We start from the raw sequence: 21,479 nt of genomic DNA, 5'->3' as shown, positions 1-21,479 counted from the left end.
CATCCGCGCCACTTTGGCCGGGTCGGTTTTGGTGATGGTTTCGCCCAGAAGCGTGATCTCGCCGCTTGTCGGCTGCAAAAACTTGGTCAGGAGATTGAACACCGTCGTCTTGCCAGCCCCGTTCGGGCCGATCAGCGCATGAACGCGGGCATGTTCCACATCAAGATCAACATTCTTCACCGCATAAAAGCCGCCAAACGACTTGCCCAAGCCGCGCGCCGACAAAACAGGACGCGCAACGGCCTGCGATAGAGAAGTCGAGGTCGCCGGCCCTGCTTCACGCAGAGCCGTCACATTGCCAGTCGAAGCTGTCATCCAAAAAGCCTCTTACTGCGTCACAAGCGGGCAGCCGCTTTCCGAAGGCTTCATGTAAGCCTGATCGCCGGGGATGGTTGCCAGCACCTTATAATAATCCCAAGGCGCCTTGCTTTCATCCGGCTTCTTCACTTCCATCAGATACATGTCATAGATCATGCGTCCATTGGCGCCGACCTTGCCGTGACGGGCAAAGACGTCTTCAACCGGCATTTCATGCAGCTTCTTGGCGACGGCTTCGGTTTCATCCGTGCCTGCTTCCTTGATCGCCTTCAGATATTGTGTGACGGCAGAGTAGGTGCCCGCCTGGATCATATTCGGCATACGGCCGGTGCGGTCGAAGAAGCGCTTGCCGAAGGCGCGCGATTCATCGTCGCGATCCCAGTAGAAGCCTTCGGTGAGCGTCAGGCCCTGTGCGGCTTCGAGGCCGAGACCGTGCACTTCCGACAGGGTGAAGAGCAGGGCGGCGAGGCGCTGGCCGCCAGCCACGATGCCGAATTCTGCGGCCTGCTTGATGGTGTTCGACGTGTCGAGACCCGCATTGGCAAGGCCGACAACCTTGGCGCCTGAAGCCTGGGCCTGCAGCAGGAAGGAGGAATAATCCGTGTTGGACAGCGGATGGCGGACGGAACCGAGCACCTTGCCGCCCTTCGATTCCACGAATTTTGTGGTCTGCTCTTCCAGCGAATAGCCGAAGGCGTAATCGGCGGTCAGGAAGAACCAGGTATCGCCGCCCTGCTGCACGAGCGAACCGCCGGTGCCGACCGCAAGCGCGTGGGTGTCATAGGCCCAATGGAAGCCATAAGGCGTGCACTGCTTGCCGGTCAGTTCCGACGTGGCGGCACCTGTATTGATGGTGATCTTCTTCTTGTCCTTGGACAAGGCCTGTACGGCGAGGCCGACGGACGAGGTCGTCAGTTCCATGATGGAATCGACCTGTTCGGTGTCGTACCACTGGCGCGCGATGTTCGATGCGACGTCCGGCTTGTTCTGGTGGTCGGCGGTGATGATTTCAATCGGCGCATCCAGCACCTTGCCGCCGAAATCCTCGGCGGCCATCTTCGCCGCTTCATAAGACCATTTGCCACCGAAATCGGCATAGACGCCCGACTGGTCGTTCAAGATGCCGATCTTGACTTTACCATCGGAAATTTCCGCAGCCGACGCGATGGCGGTTGCAGCCAGCAGTGCTGCCGTTGCGAGTGCAAGACGCTTCATAAAATACTCCTCCCAATAATTCCCTTGACCCCTCGATAAAATCGAACGGTATCCTCCAGAGAAGCGGCCTTTTCCAGGCAGGATGACCGACCTCCTCAGATCCATCATCTTTGTGCTTCCGCCCGATATGTTCCTCCATTCGGGTTTTCGATTGGAACGGTAGCATTGACAAATGCGTACAAGAACAACAATTTTTGAACAGCGTCTGTTCATAAATGTACAGATGCCATAGGGAAAATGCGGGCAGACTATAGGGAGCAGTATGTGCGGCAGTTTACATGGGACGATCTGCAATATTTTCTGGCTGTTGCGCGCACGGGGCAGCTCTCCACCGCGGCGCGGCAATTGCGCACCAGCCACGTGACGGTGCTGCGCCGTATCGACCGGCTGGAACAGGCGCTGGCCACCAAATTATTCGAGCGCAACCCGCGTGGTTATCTGCTGACGCCGATGGGCGAACGTCTGGTCGAACCTGCGGAAATCATGGAACGCGAGGCCATGAAGTTCCAGACCGAAGCCACCGGCAATCTCGCGGCGCTGTCGGGCGTTGTGCGTCTTTCGACGCTTGAGGGTTTCGGCAATTTCTTTCTGGCCGACCGCCTGCCGGTGCTGGCGCAATCCTATCCGAGCCTGTTCGTGGAAGTGGTGACGATCCAGCAGATCATGTCGCTTTCGCGCCGCGAGGCGGAACTGTCGATCACGCTGCATATGCCGCGCAACGGGCCTTATCACAGCGAGAAGCTCACATCCTACCGGTTGTTCATCTATGGCCATCGCGACTATCTGGCCCGGCATCCGCCGATCCGCAGCAGGGACGATTTGGCGCGCCATCCCTTCATCGGCTATATCGAGGACATGGTGTTCACGCCCGGCCTTGATTACATGCGCGAGATCCTGCCGGGCCAGCGCTGCACGTATCAAAGCTCCAGCATTCACGCGCAGCTTGTCGCCACGCAGACCGGCTATGGCCTGTGCGTTCTGCCGTTTTTCATAGCCAGCAAGCATCCCGAACTGGTGCCTGTTCTGCCGCACGAAATGCATCTGGAACGCGAATACTGGATGAGCTGCCACGTCGATGTCATGGCAGCGCCGCGTATCCGGGTCATCAGCGATTTCATGGTTCGCGCCGTGCGGGACTTCTCAGGTGATTTTCTCGGCGAAAGTCTTTTGCCTGCGGTCAGAGATTGACGCCCGTAAAGGCGATAAAACACGCCACGGCGAGCGCGATGCAACCAAACAAAATAATGGATAGACTGAGCGTGTTCATGGTCCCCCTCCACTTTACGCAACGTAAAGTGGGTATGCGGGGCTTCGGCGTTCGAGTCCAGCTGGAATATCTGCCAGTCAGACGAAAGTCGTAGGCGCAAAATGAAAGCCCCGGACGAACCGGGGCTTTGGATTATTTCTGCTTGGCGAGGCCTTGTTCCCGCATCTGGCTCAGTGACATTTTTGGCGAAAGCGCTTCGGGATCGATGCGGATTTCGATCAAGGCGGGCTTGCCGGATTGTTCGCAACGCTCGAAAGCGGCTGCAAAATCGGCTGTCGCTTCGACCGTTTCGCCGTGCAGGCCGTATGCCCGGGCGAGGGCTGCGAAATCGGGATTGGCGAGGCCCGTGCCGGAAACGCGACCCGGATAGGTGCGCTCCTGATGCATGCGGATGGTGCCGTACATGCCGTTATTGACCACGACGAAAATCGCCTTCGCATTATATTGCGCGGCGGTCGCCAGTTCCTGACCGTTCATGAGGAAGCAGCCATCACCGGCGAAGGCCACGACGGTGCGCTCCGGCGCCGCCAGCTTGGCGGATACGGCAGCCGGAACGCCATAGCCCATGGAGCCGTTGGTGGGTGCCAACTGGCTGCGATAGGTGCGGTACTGATAAAATCGATGCGGCCAGGCGGAATAGTTGCCAGCCCCATTGGTGATGATGGCATCGGCTGGCAGATGCGCGCGCAGCCATTCCATGATTTCGCCCATCTGCACCGCGCCTGGTATGACCGGCGTTTTCATGTTGTCGCGATAATCGGCATTGGCCGTCTCAGCCCATGCCTTGCTGCGCGGTGCGGCGATGGGGGCAAGCTTTGATGCAGCGCGGGCAAAGGCCGGCATGCTGGCATTGATCGGCAGATCGGCGTGATAGACGCGGCCCAGTTCTTCGGCACCTGGATGGATGTGGATCAGCTTTTGCTGCGGCACCGGAATGCTGACAAGCTCATAGCCCTGCGTGGTCATTTCGCCAAGCCGTGCGCCGACCACCACGAGAAGGTCGCTGTCGCGCACGCGCTGCGCAAGCTTCGGGCTGATCGATGTGCCCATTTCGCCCGCGTAAAGCGGATGGGTGTTGTCGAACATGTCCTGACAGCGGAACGAAGCCGCCACCGGCAGATGCATGTTTTCAGCGAATGTTTGCAGGTCGCGCACAGCTTGCCTGTCCCAACCGCCACCGCCGACGATCATCAGCGGGCGTTCGGCCTTTTCGATCAGTTGCACCATGTTCTGCAACTGGTCCTGACCCGGATGCATTTCGACCTTCTTATAGGCCGGGGCGTTGCTGACGGCGGCATAAGATGTCAGCATATCTTCCGGCAGGGCAATCACCACTGGGCCGGGGCGTCCGTTGACGGCGCGATGAAAGGCCTGACTGACCAGTTCAGGAATGCGGGCGGCATCGTCGATCTGCACCACCCATTTGGCCATCTGGCCGAACATGCGGCGGTAATCGACTTCCTGAAAGGCTTCGCGTTCCACCTGATCGCTGGCGACCTGACCGATGAACAGCAGCATCGGTGTCGAATCCTGAAACGCGGTGTGTACGCCGACAGAGGCATTGGTCGCGCCCGGTCCGCGGGTGACAAAGCAGATGCCGGGCTTACCCGTCAGTTTGCCATGGGCGTCGGCCATATAGGCAGCACCGCCTTCCTGACGGCAGACGATCAGTTCGATTTCATCGCGCACATCGTGAAAAGCGTCGAGCGCGGCGAGATAGCTTTCTCCGGGAACGCAGAAAACACGGTCCACGCCGTGAATGCGCAACGCGTCTACCAATATCTGGCCCCCGCTACGCGTATTGGGTTTGCTGGTCATCTGATGCATTTCCTCACTCTCAAAATGCGGACGATTGTTCGTCTCTTGTTTGGATGGCATGCGATCCGTAGGTTACCGACATAACAGCATAGCCCCCGGCGCGAATACAGACTAAACATGATGACCAAAACGGATGATCTCATGTCGGGAGGACAAGATGGCGCAAGCAAACTCTGGCAAGATTCGTGTCGGCATTGGCGGCTGGGCGTTCGAGCCGTGGGATGAAAGCTTTTATCCCGAAAAATTGGCGAAGAAGCGCCAGCTGGAATATGCGTCCAGCAAGATGACCTCGATCGAGATCAATTCCACTTATTACGGCCCACAAAAGCCGACGACTTTCGCCAAATGGCACGACGAAACACCGGAAGGCTTTGTCTTTTCGCTGAAGGCGCCCCGCTTTTCGACCAATCGCCGCGTGCTGGCGGAAGCGGGCGAAAGCATCGAGCGCTTTCTCACCGGCGGGGTGATGGAGCTGAAGGAGAAGCTTGGCGTCGTCAACTGGCAGTTCATGGGCACGAAGAAATTCGATCCCAAGGATTTCGAGGCCTTCCTGAAACTCCTGCCGAAACGTCTCGATGGGCGCGATCTGCGCCATGCGGTGGAAGTGCGCCACGACAGTTTCAATGTGCCGGAATTTACAGCGCTTCTGCGGGAATATGGCGTTGCGGTGGTTATTGCAGGCGATAGCGCATTTCCGCAATTTGCCGATATGACGGCACCTTTCGCCTATCTGCGCATCATGGGCACCAAGGAAAGCGAGCCGCTTGGCTATAGCGAGGCCGAACTCGACCAGTGGGCGAAGCGGGCAAAAGCGATTGCCGAAGGCCAGAAGCCGGACGGGCTGAAAACCGTCACGCCGCCGGTGGCCGATAATATAGCGCGCGATGTCTATCTCTATGTCATCAGCGGCTATAAGGCGCATAATCCGCACGCGGCCATGGCCTTGATTGATCGGCTGAAATGATGCCTCGTGACGGCTGTTGATTTTCATCTGAGTCGTCCGAGTTCCATCATGCCGCATCTCGATCTTCCCGCCCTTCGCGCCTTCGTCGATACTATTCCGCAGAACTATAAGGGGCCGGGCGGTGTCGTCGCCGTCGTCAAGGATGGCGAAGTTGTCCACAGCCATGCGTGGGGCTTTGCCGATCTGCGCACGCGCCAGCCGATGACGGCGCAAACGCGGATGCCGATCTGTTCGGTCAGCAAGCAATTCACCTGCGGCGTGCTTCTCGACAGCGTGGGCGAGCCGGAAGCGCTGGACGATGCGCTTCGCACTTATCTTGCCGATTTCGTGGGTGAACGCCCGCGCGTGCGGGACCTGTGCAACAACCAGTCGGGCCTGCGTGATTACTGGGCGCTAACAGTGCTGTGCGGCGGCGACCCGGAAGGCGTGTTTCTGGCCGAAGATGCCCAGACACTGCTGCGCGGCCTGAAAACCACGCATTTTGCGCCGGGCAGCCATTATTCCTACTGCAATGGCAATTTCCGCATTCTGGCCGATCTGATCGAAAGCCATACGGGCCGTTCACTGGTCGAGCTTCTGGCAGCGCGGATTTTCCAACCGGCTGGCATGAAGACGGCGGAACTCATTCCCGATACGGCGCTTTTCACCGAATGCACCGGCTATGAGGGCGATACGGTGCGCGGGTTTCTGCCCGCCACCAACCGCATTCACTGGATGGGCGATGCGGGCATTTGCGCCTCGCTGGACGACATGATCGCCTGGGAAAAGTTCATCGACGCGACACGCGATGACGCGAACGGACTTTATCGCCGTTTGAGCGGACCGCAGGCGTTCAACGATGGCGCAGCCGCCCCTTATGGCTTCGGCCTCAAATTCGAAGAGGTGGGCGGCAAGCGTCTCACCGGCCATGGCGGCGCTTTGCGCGGTTGGCGCTGCCAGCGCTGGCATTGCGCCGATGAGCGGATTTCCACCGTCGCCATGTTCAATTTTGAAGGCGGTGCATCCGATCTTGCAGCGAAGCTGATGAAGCTCGCGCTCGGTGTGTCATCGGCGGAATCGCAACGCGTTGAGGCCGATGCGGGCTGGTTCGGCTCATGGTTAGATACCGAAACCGGTCTGGTGCTGAGCCTTGACGATGCCGGGCGCGGGCGCATGAAGGCGCGTTTTGGAACCAGCCCGGAAGTGATGGATGTGGTGAGCAAGGATGAAGCGCGTTCATCCACGACGGCTATCCGTCGCGAAGGCGATGTGGTCCATCTCACTCGTGCGGATGAAAATCTCTCCCTCACCATGCATCGTGTGACGGGCGAGGCCAAACGTGACATTCTTGGACGTTTCCGCAATGAGGAGCTTGGGGCGGACTTGGCTCTCGTGGCCGAAGGTGGCGCGATCTATGGCGCCTTTGAAGGCTTTCTTGGCAAAAGTGATATGTATCCGCTTTATCCGGTTGGTTCCGATGTCTGGCTTTTGCCGGTGCAGCGTTCGATGGATGCGCCGTCGCCGGGCGAATGGAAGCTGGTCTTCCGTCGTGATGACAAGGGCGATATTATCGCAGTTTCGGTCAGCTGCTGGCTGGCGCGGGCTATTGATTATCTGAAGGTTTCCGACTGAACGAGGAAATTCATGAGCGAGCTCAAGGTCAGAACCCGCGAGACGGGAGCGGTTGCCGCAATGCCGGATGGCCGGTTGCCGGTGATCACCACGCCGACGGGCGGCAAGGTCGAGCTTGTGACGAGCGTCAGCCAGCCGGGCTTCAACCCGCTTGATCTGCTCTATGCATCAGTCGCCGCCTGCATGGCGCTGAGCGCGCGGATCGCTGCGGGCAAGCTTGGCCTGCGCGAAAAGCTGGGTGATGTCCGTGTCGAGGTGACAGGCGACAAGACGCATGAAAGCCCGTCGCGCATCGAGCGGTTTCATATCGCGTTTCACTTCGTGGGCGATCTTTCAGCCGAAGAGAAACAACACATCGCCGAACTGGCCGAGGAAATCTGCACCGTCAGCAATACGTTGCGCAGCAATCCCGCCTTTGACCTGAAGGTCGAGTAGCAAAAAGCCCGGTCGGAACCGGGCTTTTCCTTGAGGTGGTTGGCTATCACACCGCTTCGTCGTTGGCGGGCTTTTCCCAGAGGTTCACGCCGCCTTCGACCGCATATTTATCGATCTCTTTCAGTTCGTCTGCCGAGAAGGAGAGATTTTCCAGCGCCTTGACGTTTTCAACGATCTGTTCTGGCGAGCTGGCGCCGATCAGCGCCGAGGTCACGCGTGGATCGCGCAGCACCCAGGCCAGCGCCATCTGAGCAAGGCTCTGTCCGCGCTTCTTGGCGATTTCGTTGAGGCTGCGGGCGCGCTCGATATTGCCATCGCTCAGATGGACCGGACGCAGCGATTTGTTGCCCGGCTGGTTGATGCGCGCATCTGCCGGAATGCCGTTGAGGTAGCGATTGGTCAGCAAGCCCTGCGCCAGCGGCGTGAAGGCGATGACCCCTGCGCCGACATCGTCGGTGGCCGACAGAAGATCTTTTTCGATCCAGCGGTTGAACAGGTTGTAGGACGGCTGGTGGATCAAGAGTGGCACGTTGCGCGCAGCGAGGATTTTGGCGATTTCGCGTGTCTTGCCTGCCGAATAGGACGAGATGCCGACATAAAGCGCCTTGCCCTGTTCGACCGCGCTTGCAAGCGCGCCAGCCGTTTCTTCCAGCGGCGTATTGGCGTCAAAACGGTGTGAATAGAAAATATCCACATAGTCGAGGCCGAGGCGCGACAGGCTCTGGTCGAGGCTCGCAAGGATCGCCTTGCGCGAACCGCCGCCGCGCCCATAGGGGCCGGACCACATTTCCCAGCCCGCCTTGCTGGAAATGATCAATTCGTCGCGATAACGACCAAGATCGCTTTTCAGGATCTGGCCGAAATTGCGTTCAGCCGAGCCCGGAGGCGGGCCGTAATTATTGGCAAGATCGAAATGGGTGATGCCAAGATCGAAAGCCTTGAAAAGCATTGCCTTTTGACGGTCGAGCGGAATTCCGTCGCCGAAATTGTGCCAGAGGCCAAGCGAAATGGCAGGCAGGACGAGACCACTGCGCCCGACGCGGCGAAAGGTGGCGTTGTCGTAGCGATCGGAAGCGGCGAGATAGGACATGAAAAACCCTGTCGTGCATGAGGTGCGTTCGGTGCACCTTGTAGGAATTGTCGGAAGGAATCAGGTTTCTTTCCGGCGGCAAGTTAAGCTCAAACGAATTATAGGTCGAGGCCGTGGCGGATTTCTTTCAAAATCCGCACGACTCTTCTCCTTCGTCAGATAACGTTGCGGATGCGTTCCACCCCGAGCTTGATGACGCTTTCCATCGCGGCGCGGGCTTTTTGCGGATCGCGGGAGGCGATGGCGTGGGCAATGCGCAGATGATTGGCCGCACATTCGGCGATGCCTTCATGCGATGCAGCGGGAGAGGAAAGCTGGAACGACACGGCAAGTGCTGCCTCGATCAGCCCGCTGACCGAGCGCATGAACGGATTTCCCGACATGCGGGCGACCGCGAGGTGAAACTCCAGATCGACCTTGGCGATCGTTTCGGGCGTGTGCTGCGGATTGTCGAACTTGGCGGCGAGCGCATAGAGTTCCACGATTTCGTCGCTGGTGGCGCGCTCGGCTGCGGCTGCGGCTGCAGCGGGTTCGAGCGCCATGCGCATTTCGGCCAGATGATCGACGAAGACCTCGTCGAAGCCGGCCTCGAAACGCCATGTCAGCACATCGGGGTCGAAGAAGTTCCAGCTGGCATGGCCCAGGACACGGGTGCCGACCTTGGCCTTGGGTTCGATCAGGCGTTTGGCGGCGAGCGTCTTCATCGCCTCGCGCAGTACCGTGCGGGAAACGCCGAAGCGCAGCGACAACTCGTTGTCGCCAGGCAGGATCGAACCTTCGGGAATGGTGCCCGCGACGATGCCGCGCCCGAGTTCCCCCACGACGACAGCGTGGCTGTTATGCCGCTTGCGTCCGGTTATGGCCGTTTCCAGCAATCCCAATTCAGGCCTCCTTCATGCGTTGACGCGCCAGTCTTAAGTCGGAGAACCACAGGAGTCCTCGTTGCAGAGCGATGAACAGGAACAGCAATATACCGATTGCGATTTTCGTCCACCAGGAAGACAGCGTGCCGTCGAAAACAATATAGGTCTGTATCAGCCCCTGTATCAGAATGCCGACAAATGTTCCCGCAACCAGTCCCGCGCCGCCGGTCAGAAGCGTTCCGCCGATGACCACCGATGCGATGGCATCCAGTTCCACGCCCACCGTCGCCAGCGAATAGCCGGACGAGGTATAGAGCGTATAGACGATACCGGCGAGGCCGGAAAGCACGCCCGACATGGTGTAGATGCCGATGGTCGTGCGACCGATGGGAACGCCCATCAGTTCCGCAGATTGCTGGTTGCCGCCAAGTGCATAGATGTTTGCGCCAAAGCGTGTGCGATGGGCAAGAATGCCACCGACGATGAACACGGCCAGCATCAGCATGGCGATGAATGTCAGCCTGCCGCCGCCCGGCAGGCGGAAATAAAGCCCCTGCAACGTGTCGATGAAGGGGTGTGAGATCGGCACCGATTCCGTCGAGATCAGGAAGGCCGCGCCGCGCGCGAGGAACATGCCAGCCAGCGTCGCGACGAAAGGCGGAATGCCGAGATAATGGATCATCATGCCCATCCATGCGCCGAAAAGCGCGGCGATGGCGAGAACAAGCGCGAATGCGAGCAGAGGATGCACGCCGAGTTTTCCGACGAGAACCGCGACGAAAACGCTGGTGAAGGCGATGACTGAGCCGACCGAAAGATCAATGCCGCCGGAAATGATCACGAAGGTCATGCCGACCGCGGCAATGCCGAGAAAGGCATTGTCGGTCAGGAGATTGCCGATCACCCGTGTCGAGAGCATGTTCGGGAATTGCACTGCGCAGATCGCATAGGCGATCAGGAAAATCGCCACAGTGGTCAGAAAGGGCAGGTTGCGAAGAATTCTCATTGTCCTGCTCCTTGATGAGTGTGTCGGGTGCCGTTGACGGTGGCGCCCTTGCGCTGCGAGCGCAGGAAGCCGATCAGGTTGACGATGGCCGCCGACTGGAAGGTGAGCACCACGATGATGATGCCAGCCTTGATGATGAGGTTGAATTCCGGCGGGAAGCCCGCCATCAGAATGCCGGTATTGATCGACTGGATGATCAGTGCGCCGAGCAGCGAGGCGGTGATCGAAAAGCGTCCGCCATTGAGCGATGTGCCGCCGATGACGACCGCCAGAATGGCGTCGAGTTCAAGCCACAGACCGGCATTGTTGGCGTCCGCGCCACGAATGTCGGCGGTGGCGATCAGGCCTGCAAGCGCTGCGCCGACGCCCGAAACGGCATAGACGCTGAACAGCAGGAACCGCGCCTTGACGCCCGCCAGCATGGCGGCGCGCCGATTGATACCGGTTGCCTCGATCAGGAAACCGAGCGCGCTGGAGCGCACCGCAATGCCGACGACCAGCCCGGCCAAAAGCCAGATCAGTACCGGAATGGGTATGCCGATAAATGAGCCGGAGCCGAGCGCGGCGAAGGCGTCATTGTTGAAGGTGAGGATTGCGCCTTCGGTGATAAGCTGGGCGATGCCGCGCCCCGCCACCATGAGGATCAGGGTGGCGATGATCGGCTGGATATCGAAGACGGCGACCAGAAAGCCGTTCCACAGCCCACACAACAGGCCGACACCGAGTGCTGCCGGGATGACGACCGCCAGCGGATAGCCCGTAACGATCAGCGATGCGGCGAAAGCGCCGCTGATCGCCATGACGGCGCCGACCGAAAGGTCGATGCCGCGAGTGGCGATCACCAGCGTCATGCCGACGGCCAGAATGGCGACCGGTGCTGCGCGCACCAGAATGTCGATCAGGCTGCCATAAAGGCGACCGTTCTGGAACGAAATGTCGAGAAAGCCGGGCGAGATGACGGTGTTTGCGGCAAGAATCAGAATAAGGGCTGCGAGCTGCGGCGCCAGTCTTTTGAATTTTCTGGATATGCGGGCAATCATGCTGCAGCTTCCTTCTGGCTTGCAGAAGCAGTTTTCGGGCCGGTCTCCGCAATGGCGCGCACGATATTGTCGGCGGTGATTTCCGCGCCCTTCAGTTCTGCCACATGGCGACGGTCCGACAGAACCACCACGCGATTGGCGACGGCGGCCAGTTCCTCGAATTCGGATGAGATGATGACGAGCGCCATACCCTGTCCGCAGAGTTCGCCGATGAGTTTCAGGATTTCGGCATGCGCCCCGATGTCAATGCCCCGTGTCGGTTCATCAAGAATCAGCAGGCGCGGGTCGGTGGCGAGCCAGCGCGCCAGAATGGCCTTTTGCTGGTTGCCGCCGGATAGAAACTTGATCGGCTTGTGCGGATCGGGCGGACGGATATCGAGCGCCTTGATATAGCGGTCGGCCAATGCCGCCTTTTCGCGCGAGGACAGCGGCTTCGACCAGCCGCGTTTGCCCTGCACGGCCAGCGCGATATTTTCCGCCACCGAAAAATCGCCGATGATGCCATCGGTCTTGCGCTCTTCCGGGCAGAAGGCGAAGCGCTCCGATATGGCCGCGACGGGTGAGGGCAGCTTGATCTCCTTGCCATCGACGGTGAGCTGGCCGCTATCGGCTTCATCGACGCCGAACATGAGAAGCGCGGTCTCGGTGCGGCCCGAACCGAGCAGGCCTGCAATGCCCACAGCTTCGCCGGGCTTGATGGCGAGATCGAATGGCGCAACGCTGCCTTTCTTGCCGTAGCCCGCAAAGCGGATCGGCGCGACCGTATCGTCGCTGACCTCCTCGGTCAGCTGACGGCGCACGGTCTCCTGCAACTGGTGGCCGAGCATCATGGAAATGAGATCGGTGCGCGGCAGTTCCGACAGGTTGCGGCTGCCGACCAGACGGCCATTGCGCAGTACGGTGGCGCAATCGGCAATCGCATAGACCTGATCCAGAAAATGCGTGATGACGATGATGCCGAGTCCTTCGGCCTTCAACTGGCGCAGAACCGTGAACAGCATTTCGACTTCGCGCGCATCAAGGCTGGCGGTCGGTTCGTCAAGGACAAGCACCTTGCCCGACAGATCGACGGCGCGCGCAATCGCGATGATCTGGCGTATGGCGACGGAATAGGCCGAGAGCGGCGCGCTGACGTCGATGTCGAGACCATAACGCGCGAGGAGCGCGGTTGTGTCCTTTTCCATGCGCCGACGATCCACGAAGCCGAAGCGGCGCGGCTGGCGACCGAGAAAGACATTTTCGGCGACGGTGAGGTTTTCCAGCAGGTTTACCTCTTGATAGACGGTGCCGATGCCGAGCGTCTGCGCTTCCGCCACGGAGGCAGGCGCAACGGGCTGGCCGTCAAGCAGGATCGACCCGTCAAAGCCATGATAGGCGCCGGTCAATATCTTGATGAGGGTGGATTTGCCCGCACCGTTTTCACCCAGCAAGGCATGGATTTCGCCGCGTTTGAGCGCGAAATCGACATGGTCAAGTGCGGTGACGCCCAGAAAGGATTTGGTGATCGAGCGAGCTTCGAGAAGCGGTATAACCGACGCCGGTTGAGCGCCTGTTTCGGGGCGAGCCATGGCAGTCTTCCGTTTGCGAATTGCAACGATACCCTTCGCCAAAACGGGCCGAAGGGAAACCGGGCCGCCGAAAGCTGGCGGCCCGAATGACACGAAGATTAGTAGCCGAGGCCCTTCTTGGCTTCGTATACGGCCTTCGGATCGTCAGCCTGTGTGTAGAGCTTGGATTCCGTCTGGATCCACTTCGGCGGAACGGTGCCCTTATCCTTGAACGCCTCAATGGCGTCGAAAGCCGGACCGGCCATGTTCGGCGTCAGCTCCACGGTGGCATTGGCTTCGCCATTGGCCATGGCCTGGAAGATATCCGGCACGGAATCGATCGACACGATCTTGATGTCGGTGCCCGGCTTCAGACCGGCTTCCTTGATGGCCTGAATGGCGCCGACGGCCATGTCGTCATTATGGGCATAGACTGCGCAGATATTCTTGCCGCCGCCTTCAGCCTTGATGAAGCTTTCCATGACTTCCTTGCCCTTGGTGCGGGTGAAGTCACCGGTCTGCGAACGGGAAATCTTGATGTTGTCGTGACCCTTGATCGCTTCCTCAAAGCCCTTCTTGCGGTTGATCGCAGGCGACGAACCGGTCGTGCCCTGAAGTTCGACCACATTGCAGGACTTGTCGCCGATATCCTTCACCAGCCAGTCACCGGCAACCTTGCCTTCATGGACCTGATCGGAGGTCACGGCGGTGAGATAGAGATCTTCCGGCGAATCAATCTGGCGGTCGAGCAGGACGACAGGAATTTCAGCTTCCTTGGCTTCCTTGAGGACCGCGTCCCAGCCGGTGGAGACGACCGGGGCGATCAGGATCGCATCGACGCCCTGTGCGATGAAGCCGCGCACGGCCTTGATCTGGTTTTCCTGTTTCTGCTGGGCATCGGCGAATTTCAGCGTATAGCCGCGCTTTTCAGCTTCCTGCTTGGTCAGGGCGGTTTCTGCGGCGCGCCAGCCCGATTCCGAACCGATCTGCGAGAAACCGACAGTCAGCGATGCGGCGGATGCGCTTGAAATCAGTGCGAGCGAAAATGCGGCTGACAGAGCCGCGAGACTGCGTTTCATAATATTTCCTCCCAATAAGGCCCTCCCGGCCTTGAGGGATATGAAGCATATAATATTACTTTATGGCAAGCGCCTTTGAAGAAAATTGCGCGATAATCGCCTGCGACAAACAGGCATTTTGATTATTAGAATATTAAAATCAATGAGTTGAATCTTGTGGAGGGTGTTGAAGACTGCAAGTCTGTGTATGCGGGGTCTTCGCTTGCTTGACAAAGGCGGCCTTGGCAAAATAGTCATATTAATAAGGTGAGCCGTCGCAAGGCATGAAAGTGTTTTCAAACGGCCGGTATGGAGTTTCCGCGATTCGTCGCGGTCTGGGAGGTTTAATGTTACGTCTGGTACAGTTCCGCGATGCGGGCGGTGAAACGCGTGTGGCTGCATGCGGTGATGAGGGTGCGGCCCATATCGTCAAAGGCGCTTCGACGACCTATGAACTGGCCTGGGCGGCAATTGGCGCGGGAATCAGCCTTGCAGAGCAGGTGGAGCGCAATGGCAAGGGCGAAGCCGTCGATATCGACGCCGCTCTGGCTGCGGGCCGCGTGGGCCTGCCGATCACCCATTCCGATCCAGCACATCTGATCGTTGCAGGCACGGGCCTCACGCATCTTGGTTCTGCTGATGGTCGCGACAAGATGCACAAGGCTGCGCAGGCTGCCGAAAAGCCGACCGATTCGATGCGCATGTTCCTGATGGGCGTCGAGGGCGGCAAGCCGAAGTCCGGTCAGACGGGCGTGCAGCCGGAATGGTTCTACAAGGGTGACGGTTCTGCGCTCGTCGCCACCGGTGGCGAACTGGTTTCGCCTTCCTTCGCGGAAGATGGCGGCGAAGAGCCGGAACTGGCGGGCATTTATCTGATCGGCCCGGATGGTCAGCCGCATCGTATCGGCTTCTGCCTTGCCAATGAATTTTCCGACCATGTGACCGAGAAGCAGAATTATCTATGGCTTGCCCATTCCAAGCTGCGTCAGGCATCGCTTGGACCGGAACTCTTTGTGGGCGCACTGCCGGACCATGTCGAAGGCGTGTCGCGCATTCGCCGCGGCAATGACGTGATCTTCGAAAAGCCGTTCCTGTCCGGAGAAGCGAACATGTCGCACACAATAGCCAATCTTGAACATCACCATTTCAAATATGAGCTGTTCCGCCGTCCGGGCGATATTCACGTGCATTTCTTCGGCACGGCGACCCTATCCTTCTCCGAAGGCGTGAAGACGCAAACCGGCGACCAGTTCGAGATTTCGGCCAAGCCGTTCCGTTATCCGCTGGTCAACAAGCTGGCTCAGGCGACGGCCAAAGACGTTGCCGTGAAAGCGCTTTGAACATGGCTACCCAATCCAACATCGCCTTAGCAATCGTCGGTCTCGGCAAGATCGCGCGCGACCAGCATCTGCCGTCCATCGAGGCGGTGGATGGTATCGCGCTTGCCGCTGTCGCCAGCCGCAATGCCGGACTGGATAGCGTGCCGTCGTTCAACGATATCGAGCAGTTGCTGGCATCCGACGTGGCCATCGATGCCGTGTCGTTGTGCACGCCGCCGCAGGGTCGCTTCGCCCAAGCCTATGCCGCTTTGAAAGCGCGCAAGCATGTGATGCTGGAAAAGCCGCCCGGTGCGACCATTTCCGAGGTGCAGGCGCTGGACCGTCTGGCCAAGGCGGAAGGTCTGACGCTTTATACCACCTGGCATTCGCGTGAGGCGGCTGCGGTGGAACCGGCCCGCGAGTTTCTCAAAGATGCCGTGATCCGTTCGGTTGCCGTTGCGTGGAAGGAAGACGTGCGCCATTGGCATCCCGGCCAGCAATGGATCTGGGAGCCGGGCGGGCTCGGTGTATTCGATCCGGGCATCAATGCGCTGTCCATCGTGACGCATATTCTGCCGGAACGCTTTTTCCTCACGCAGTCGGACCTCTATTTCCCGGAAAATCGCGCCGCGCCGATAGCGGCTGACCTTCAGTTCCAGACGGAAAGCGGCATCCCGGTTTCGTTTGAGCTGGATTGGCGCCAGACTGGCCCGCAGACCTGGGATATTCGCGTCGAAACCGACAAGGGTACGCTTCAGCTCAGCCATGGCGGCAGTCGCCTGACTATTGCTGGCGATGAAAAAATGGCTGAGCCGGACCGCGAATATCAGCGCCTTTACAAGCATTTTGTGCAATTGATCGGTGAGGGGCGTTCGGATGTCGATCTCGCTCCCCTGACTCATGTGGCCGATGCGTTCCTGTTCGGAAAGCGCCACGCGGTCGAAGCATTTGTAGATTAGGAAACGGGGTCGTTCGCGGCCTCTTACCCAGCAGGACAAAGACATGAACAAGCCCGTCACTCCGAAAACGCCAAAGTTCCGCTCGCGTGCATGGTTCGACAATCCGGACAATGTCGATATGACGGCGCTCTATCTTGAGCGCTACATGAATTATGGCTTGAGCCAGGAAGAATTGCAGTCGGGCCGCCCGATCATCGGCATCGCGCAGACGGGTTCGGACCTGTCGCCCTGCAACCGTCACCATCTGGAACTGGCCAATCGCGTCCGCGAAGGCGTGCGTGAAGCGGGCGGTATCGTCATCGAATTTCCGGTCCATCCGATCCAGGAAACCGGCAAGCGTCCGACCGCTGGTCTCGACCGCAACCTTGCCTATCTCGGCCTCGTGGAAGTGCTCTACGGCTATCCGCTTGATGGCGTCGTGCTCACCATCGGTTGCGACAAGACCACCCCTGCCTGCCTGATGGCTGCGGCGACGGTCAATATTCCGGCGATTGCGCTTTCGGTCGGCCCGATGCTGAACGGCTGGTTCCGTGGCGAGCGCACCGGTTCGGGCACCATCGTCTGGAAGGCGCGCGAACTTCTGGCGAAGGGCGAGATCGATTATCAGGGCTTTGTGAAGCTGGTTGCGTCCTCGGCACCGTCCACCGGCTATTGCAACACGATGGGCACGGCGACGACCATGAACTCGCTGGCCGAAGCGCTCGGCATGCAGCTTCCCGGTTCCGCCGCCATTCCGGCACCTTACCGTGACCGTCAGGAAGTGGCTTATCTGACCGGTCGCCGTATCGTCGAGATGGTCTATGAAGACCTTAAGCCTTCGGATGTCCTGACCAAGGATGCGTTTGTGAACGCGATCCGCGTCAATTCCGCCATTGGCGGTTCGACCAATGCGCCGATCCATCTGAACGCGCTCGCCCGCCATGTCGGCGTTGAGCTGACCGTGGACGACTGGCAGAAATATGGCGAGGAAATTCCGCTTCTGGTCAATCTCCAGCCAGCCGGTGAATATCTCGGTGAAGATTATTACCATGCCGGTGGTGTGCCAGCAGTCGTCAACCAGCTGATGGGGCAGGGCCTCATCAACGAGGATGCGCTGACCGTCAACGGCAAGACCATCGGTGAAAACTGCAAGAACGCCACCATTGAAGACAGCAATGTCATCAAGACCTATGACCAGCCGCTGAAGAAACATGCCGGTTTCCGCGTGCTGCGCGGCAATCTGTTCTCGTCGGCGATCATGAAGCTCAGCGTCATTTCGGACGAGTTCCGCAATCGCTACCTCTCCGACACGAAAGACCCGAATGCCTTCGAGGGCAAGGCGGTCGTGTTTGACGGACCGGAGGATTACCATCATCGCATCGACGATCCGTCGCTGGAAATCGACGAGCATACCGTGCTGTTCATGCGCGGTGCAGGCCCGATCGGCTATCCGGGCGCTGCCGAAGTCGTCAATATGCGCGCGCCGGATTATCTCTTGAAGAAGGGCATCAGTTCGCTGCCATGCATCGGCGACGGTCGCCAGTCGGGCACGTCGGGTTCGCCGTCGATCCTCAATGCCTCGCCGGAAGCTGCCGCTGGCGGCGGTCTGGCCATCCTGCGCACCGGCGACCGTGTGCGCATCGATCTCGGTCGCGGTACGGCGGATATCCTGATTTCGGATGAGGAACTGGCCGAACGCCGCAAGGCCCTGGAAGCCGCTGGCGGCTACAAATATCCGGAAAGCCAGACGCCTTGGCAGGAAATCCAGCGTGCTGTCGTCGGCCAGATGGAAACGGGCGCGGTTCTGGAAAACGCGATCAAGTATCAGGACATCGCGCATACGCGTGGCCTGCCGCGAGACAACCACTAAGGCCGGTCCCGATGGCTGTTGATAAAAAGCCGTTTGCTGCTGTCGCCGACTGGGGCACCACCCGGTTGCGGCTCTGGACGCTGGATGCGAACGGCGCTGTGCTGGGTGAAAGCCGGGGCGATGACGGTCTGTTGCGGGCAAAGGAAGCCGGTTTCGAGCCAACGCTCGAACGGCATCTGGCCACGCTCGGCGCGCCCACCGATCTGCCCGTGGTGATCTGCGGCATGGCCGGATCGCGCACCGGCTGGATCGAAGCGCCCTATATGAACCTGCCTGCCGGGCTGGACGGCATCGTCAAGGCTGCGGTGCGCGTGCCTGCGCGCCGTCATGTCATCATGCTGCCGGGCGTTGCGCGGCGGGATGAGGCGGCGCCGGACGTGATGCGCGGCGAGGAAACAAAACTGCTCGGCCTCGTGCATCGCGGAACGCATGATGCCGTTGTCGTCATGCCGGGCACCCATGCCAAATGGGTGCGGATCGCCGATGGTGGTCTTGCTGATTACCGGACTTTCATGACGGGCGAATTGTTCGCGCTTTTGAAAGACAAGTCGGTGCTGGCCGGGGCGCTGGAAGGTGCAGGCGCGGTTGACCCGCACGGTGCGGCTTTCGCGGCAGGTGTGAAGGCCTCGCTCGAAACGCCGGAATTGATCGCCAATGCGCTGTTTTCGGTTCGCGCGGGCTGGCTCGTGCATGACCGCAAGCCGACCGACCAGCTGGCGCGGCTTTCCGGCCAGTTGATCGGGCTGGAAGTTGCAGGCGGACGCACGCTTTATGGCAAGCCGCAGCAGGTGCTGCTTTTGTCCGATGGCATGATGGGTGCGCTTTATGCCAGCGCGCTTGACATTGCCGGGCTGGCCGTCAAACGCATCGAGGCGGACGAACTGGTGCGCGACGGTCTGTTCATGGCGGCAAGACACGCTTTTGCGGGAGTTTTACAATGAGCGCGCGTGTTGCATGGCCAAAGCTGCGCTATCCGCTGGTCGCAATCCTGCGCGGCATTCGTACCGAAGAAACCGAAGCAATCGTCGAAGCGCTGATTGAGACGGGTTTTGAAGCCATCGAAATCCCGCTCAATTCGCCCGATCCGTTCGTGTCGATTGGCAAGGCTGCAAAGCTTGCACCGGCCAATGTGCTGATTGGTGCAGGCACTGTGTTGAGCGTCGAGGATGTGGACCGGCTGCACGATGTTGGCGGCAGGCTGATGGTCAGCCCCAATGTCGAGCCGGACGTCATTCGCCGCGCAAGCGGCCATGGCATGGTGACGATGCCGGGCGTGTTCACGCCGACGGAAGCCTTTTCGGCGATCCGCGCAGGCGCATCGGCACTGAAATTTTTCCCGGCCAGCGTGCTGGGCGCAGATGGGATCAAGGCGGTTTCCGCCGTCTTGCCGAAGGATGTTCCGTTTGGCGCTGTGGGCGGCGTTTCGGAAAGCGATTTCGCAACCTATGTCGCGGCTGGCGTGAGCTGCTTCGGCCTTGGATCGAGCCTTTACAAGGCTGGTTTCACCGTGGCCGATGTGCGCGAGCGCGCCCGGCGCGCTGTGGCTGCATGGGAGGCAGTTGCGGGCTGAAGGAGGCGCGCAATTTGTTAGGGTTTAGGCATTTTTGAAGAGGGGTTAAACCCTTGTTCAGAAATGGACTTGGAGGCATTCCGCAATCTGCAGGCCAACAATTTGGGCGGGGCGCGGGAGTTTGGGAGAACGGCAGGTTTCGAGGCGAAGCCTGTCCCAATTTTTGGGAGTGTAACAATGGCAGGTATGAAAACTCTAACCCTGGCAGTCGCGATGGCCGCGCTTGCCTTCACGGGCATGGCCCGCGCCGAAGACAAGGGTCTTGTGGCGGTTGCCATGCCAACGAAGTCGTCGGCGCGCTGGATCGCCGATGGCGACAACATGGTCAAGGTTCTGAAGGAACGCGGTTATCAGACCGACCTTCAATATGCTGAAGATGATGTGCCGAACCAGCTGGCGCAGATCGAAAACATGGTGACCAAGGGCGCCAAGGTTCTCGTCGTTGCATCCATCGACGGCACCACGCTGTCCGACGTGCTGGCCAAGGCGCACGACGCAGGCATCAAGGTTATCGCCTATGACCGTCTGATCCGTGACACGCCGAATGTCGATTACTATGCGACCTTCGACAATTTCCAGGTCGGCGTGTTGCAGGCACAGTCGATTGAAAAGGCACTCGACCTGAAGAACAAGCCGGGCCCGTTCAATATCGAACTCTTCGGCGGCTCGCCTGACGATAACAATGCCTACTTCTTCTACAATGGCGCAATGTCCGTGTTCCAGCCTTACATCGACAGCGGCAAGGTTGTGGTCGCCAGCGGCCAGACCGGCATGGACAAGGTTGCAACGCTGCGCTGGGACGGCGCAACGGCTCAGGCCCGTATGGACTCCATCCTGTCCGCTTACTATTCGGACAAGAAGGTCGATGCGGTTCTGTCGCCTTATGACGGCATCTCCATCGGCATCCTGTCGTCACTGAAGGGCGTCGGCTATGGCAGCGGCGACATGCCGATGCCGATCGTTTCCGGTCAGGACGCCGAAGTGCCTTCGGTCAAGTCGATCCTCGCCGGTGAACAGACCGCGACGATCTTCAAGGACACCCGCGAACTGGCCAAGGTCACGGTCGATATGGTCGATGCGCTGATGAGCGGCAAGGAACCGGAAGTCAACGACACCAAGACCTATAACAATGGCGTCAAGGTTGTCCCGGCCTACCTGCTCAAGCCGGTGATCGTCGACAAGTCGAACTGGAAAGAAGTCCTGGTCGACAGCGGTTACTACAAGGAAGACCAGATCAAGTAATCTGGTCCTGACAGGGCGTGTCGGCGTGCCGTCCAGCACGCCCGACACCGCCTCTTGCATATGCGCGGTTTCGGGCCGAAAATCCGGTAGTTTTCCGGCTTCGTCCGAAACAGCATCGAATTTCTGTAATGCCATTGCCTCAATCCCAGGCTTACCTCAGTTTTGAACTGGGGTAGGCTGCTAGATTGACAGCGTTGTCTTTTTTAGGCTGTGCTTTGAAAGAAGGCTTTCGCCTGTGCTTTGAAAGAAGGCTTTCGCCTGTGCGCAATGGCATTCGGAAGACCTGCGGCATCGCATGAAGCAACCGG

General features: G+C 59.4%; 19 protein-coding genes. 10 read left to right on the top strand and 9 right to left on the bottom strand.

Annotated features, from left to right (window positions below; genetic code table 11):
* Together FIC94_RS06590 and FIC94_RS06585 are read right to left on the bottom strand one after the other, a co-directional pair.
* On the bottom strand, positions 1-315 hold a 315-nt coding region (locus FIC94_RS06590; RefSeq protein WP_140024345.1), incomplete at its 3' end, for an ATP-binding cassette domain-containing protein.
* 12 nt (positions 316-327) lie between these two features.
* A complete protein-coding gene (locus FIC94_RS06585; RefSeq protein WP_109369604.1) occupies positions 328-1,533 on the bottom strand; it encodes an ABC transporter substrate-binding protein in 1,206 nt (401 codons plus the stop codon).
* A 264-nt stretch (positions 1,534-1,797) separates the two neighbouring features.
* On the opposite strand from FIC94_RS06585, the gene FIC94_RS06580 reads away from it, so the two are divergent.
* The gene (locus tag FIC94_RS06580; protein WP_121536616.1) at positions 1,798-2,721 is read left to right on the top strand and encodes a LysR family transcriptional regulator; all 924 of its coding nucleotides are present in this window, start codon (positions 1,798-1,800) and stop codon (positions 2,719-2,721) included.
* A gap of 211 nt (positions 2,722-2,932) precedes the next feature.
* Here FIC94_RS06580 and FIC94_RS06575 read toward each other — a convergent pair whose 3' ends face one another.
* On the bottom strand, positions 2,933-4,618 hold the full coding sequence (locus tag FIC94_RS06575) for a thiamine pyrophosphate-binding protein (protein ID WP_140024344.1): 1,686 nt from the start codon (positions 4,616-4,618) through the stop codon (positions 2,933-2,935).
* Positions 4,619-4,775: 157 nt separating this feature from the next.
* Between FIC94_RS06575 and FIC94_RS06570 the strand changes: the two genes are divergently transcribed.
* Genes FIC94_RS06570 through FIC94_RS06560 form a run of 3 tightly spaced genes read left to right on the top strand, consistent with a single transcriptional unit; the run spans position 4,776 to position 7,628 of the window.
* Complete coding sequence (locus FIC94_RS06570; RefSeq protein WP_109369602.1) at positions 4,776-5,582, top strand: DUF72 domain-containing protein; 807 nt, start codon at positions 4,776-4,778, stop codon at positions 5,580-5,582.
* A gap of 48 nt (positions 5,583-5,630) precedes the next feature.
* Positions 5,631-7,193 (top strand): D-aminopeptidase, encoded by a 1,563-nt coding sequence (locus tag FIC94_RS06565; RefSeq protein ID WP_140024365.1) that lies wholly within the window; start codon positions 5,631-5,633, stop codon positions 7,191-7,193.
* A 12-nt stretch (positions 7,194-7,205) separates the two neighbouring features.
* Complete coding sequence (locus FIC94_RS06560) at positions 7,206-7,628, top strand: OsmC family protein (protein WP_140024343.1); 423 nt, start codon at positions 7,206-7,208, stop codon at positions 7,626-7,628.
* A 46-nt stretch (positions 7,629-7,674) separates the two neighbouring features.
* Here the strand turns inward: FIC94_RS06560 and mgrA are convergent, their stop codons facing one another.
* The 6 genes from mgrA to ytfQ all read right to left on the bottom strand — a co-directional run bounded on the left by mgrA (position 7,675) and on the right by ytfQ (position 14,253).
* Positions 7,675-8,718, bottom strand: a complete 1,044-nt coding sequence (gene mgrA / locus FIC94_RS06555) for an L-glyceraldehyde 3-phosphate reductase (RefSeq protein ID WP_140024342.1) — start codon at positions 8,716-8,718, stop codon at positions 7,675-7,677.
* A gap of 155 nt (positions 8,719-8,873) precedes the next feature.
* Positions 8,874-9,599 carry a FadR/GntR family transcriptional regulator gene (locus FIC94_RS06550; RefSeq protein ID WP_109369598.1) on the bottom strand — a complete coding sequence of 242 codons (726 nt, stop codon included), beginning with the start codon at positions 9,597-9,599 and terminating at the stop codon, positions 8,874-8,876.
* Position 9,600: 1 nt separating this feature from the next.
* Positions 9,601-10,587, bottom strand: coding sequence for a galactofuranose ABC transporter, permease protein YjfF (gene yjfF, locus FIC94_RS06545; RefSeq protein ID WP_140024341.1), 987 nt, complete (start codon positions 10,585-10,587; stop codon positions 9,601-9,603).
* Positions 10,584-11,627, bottom strand: a complete 1,044-nt coding sequence (locus tag FIC94_RS06540; RefSeq protein ID WP_140024340.1) for an ABC transporter permease — start codon at positions 11,625-11,627, stop codon at positions 10,584-10,586. The genes yjfF and FIC94_RS06540 overlap by 4 nt, the downstream gene beginning before the upstream one ends.
* Positions 11,624-13,195 carry a sugar ABC transporter ATP-binding protein gene (locus FIC94_RS06535; RefSeq protein ID WP_140024339.1) on the bottom strand — a complete coding sequence of 524 codons (1,572 nt, stop codon included), beginning with the start codon at positions 13,193-13,195 and terminating at the stop codon, positions 11,624-11,626. The genes FIC94_RS06540 and FIC94_RS06535 overlap by 4 nt, the downstream gene beginning before the upstream one ends.
* A 98-nt stretch (positions 13,196-13,293) precedes the next feature.
* Positions 13,294-14,253 (bottom strand): galactofuranose ABC transporter, galactofuranose-binding protein YtfQ, encoded by a 960-nt coding sequence (gene ytfQ, locus FIC94_RS06530; RefSeq protein WP_109369594.1) that lies wholly within the window; start codon positions 14,251-14,253, stop codon positions 13,294-13,296.
* Positions 14,254-14,579: 326 nt separating this feature from the next.
* Between ytfQ and araD1 the strand changes: the two genes are divergently transcribed.
* The 6 genes from araD1 to chvE all read left to right on the top strand — a co-directional run bounded on the left by araD1 (position 14,580) and on the right by chvE (position 21,171).
* Entirely contained in the window at positions 14,580-15,572 is a 993-nt protein-coding gene (gene araD1, locus FIC94_RS06525) for an AraD1 family protein (RefSeq protein WP_140024338.1), read from the top strand.
* 2 nt (positions 15,573-15,574) lie between these two features.
* Entirely contained in the window at positions 15,575-16,510 is a 936-nt protein-coding gene (locus FIC94_RS06520) for a Gfo/Idh/MocA family protein (RefSeq protein ID WP_140024337.1), read from the top strand.
* Between the two features lie 43 nt (positions 16,511-16,553).
* Positions 16,554-18,359, top strand: a complete 1,806-nt coding sequence (locus FIC94_RS06515) for an IlvD/Edd family dehydratase (RefSeq protein WP_140024336.1) — start codon at positions 16,554-16,556, stop codon at positions 18,357-18,359.
* 11 nt (positions 18,360-18,370) lie between these two features.
* Positions 18,371-19,300, top strand: a complete 930-nt coding sequence (locus FIC94_RS06510) for a 2-dehydro-3-deoxygalactonokinase (protein ID WP_140024335.1) — start codon at positions 18,371-18,373, stop codon at positions 19,298-19,300.
* Entirely contained in the window at positions 19,297-19,929 is a 633-nt protein-coding gene (locus FIC94_RS06505; RefSeq protein WP_140024334.1) for a 2-dehydro-3-deoxy-6-phosphogalactonate aldolase, read from the top strand. Before FIC94_RS06510 ends, FIC94_RS06505 begins: the two co-directional genes overlap by 4 nt.
* Positions 19,930-20,106: 177 nt before the next feature.
* Positions 20,107-21,171, top strand: coding sequence for a multiple monosaccharide ABC transporter substrate-binding protein (chvE, locus tag FIC94_RS06500; protein ID WP_140024333.1), 1,065 nt, complete (start codon positions 20,107-20,109; stop codon positions 21,169-21,171).
* Positions 21,172-21,479 lie beyond the last annotated feature (308 nt).

This window comes from Ochrobactrum teleogrylli (assembly GCF_006376685.1).
Lineage (GTDB): Bacteria > Pseudomonadota > Alphaproteobacteria > Rhizobiales > Rhizobiaceae > Brucella > Brucella teleogrylli.
Note: the sequence above shows the minus strand (reverse complement) of the source record. Positions and strands in the feature narration are given on the sequence as shown.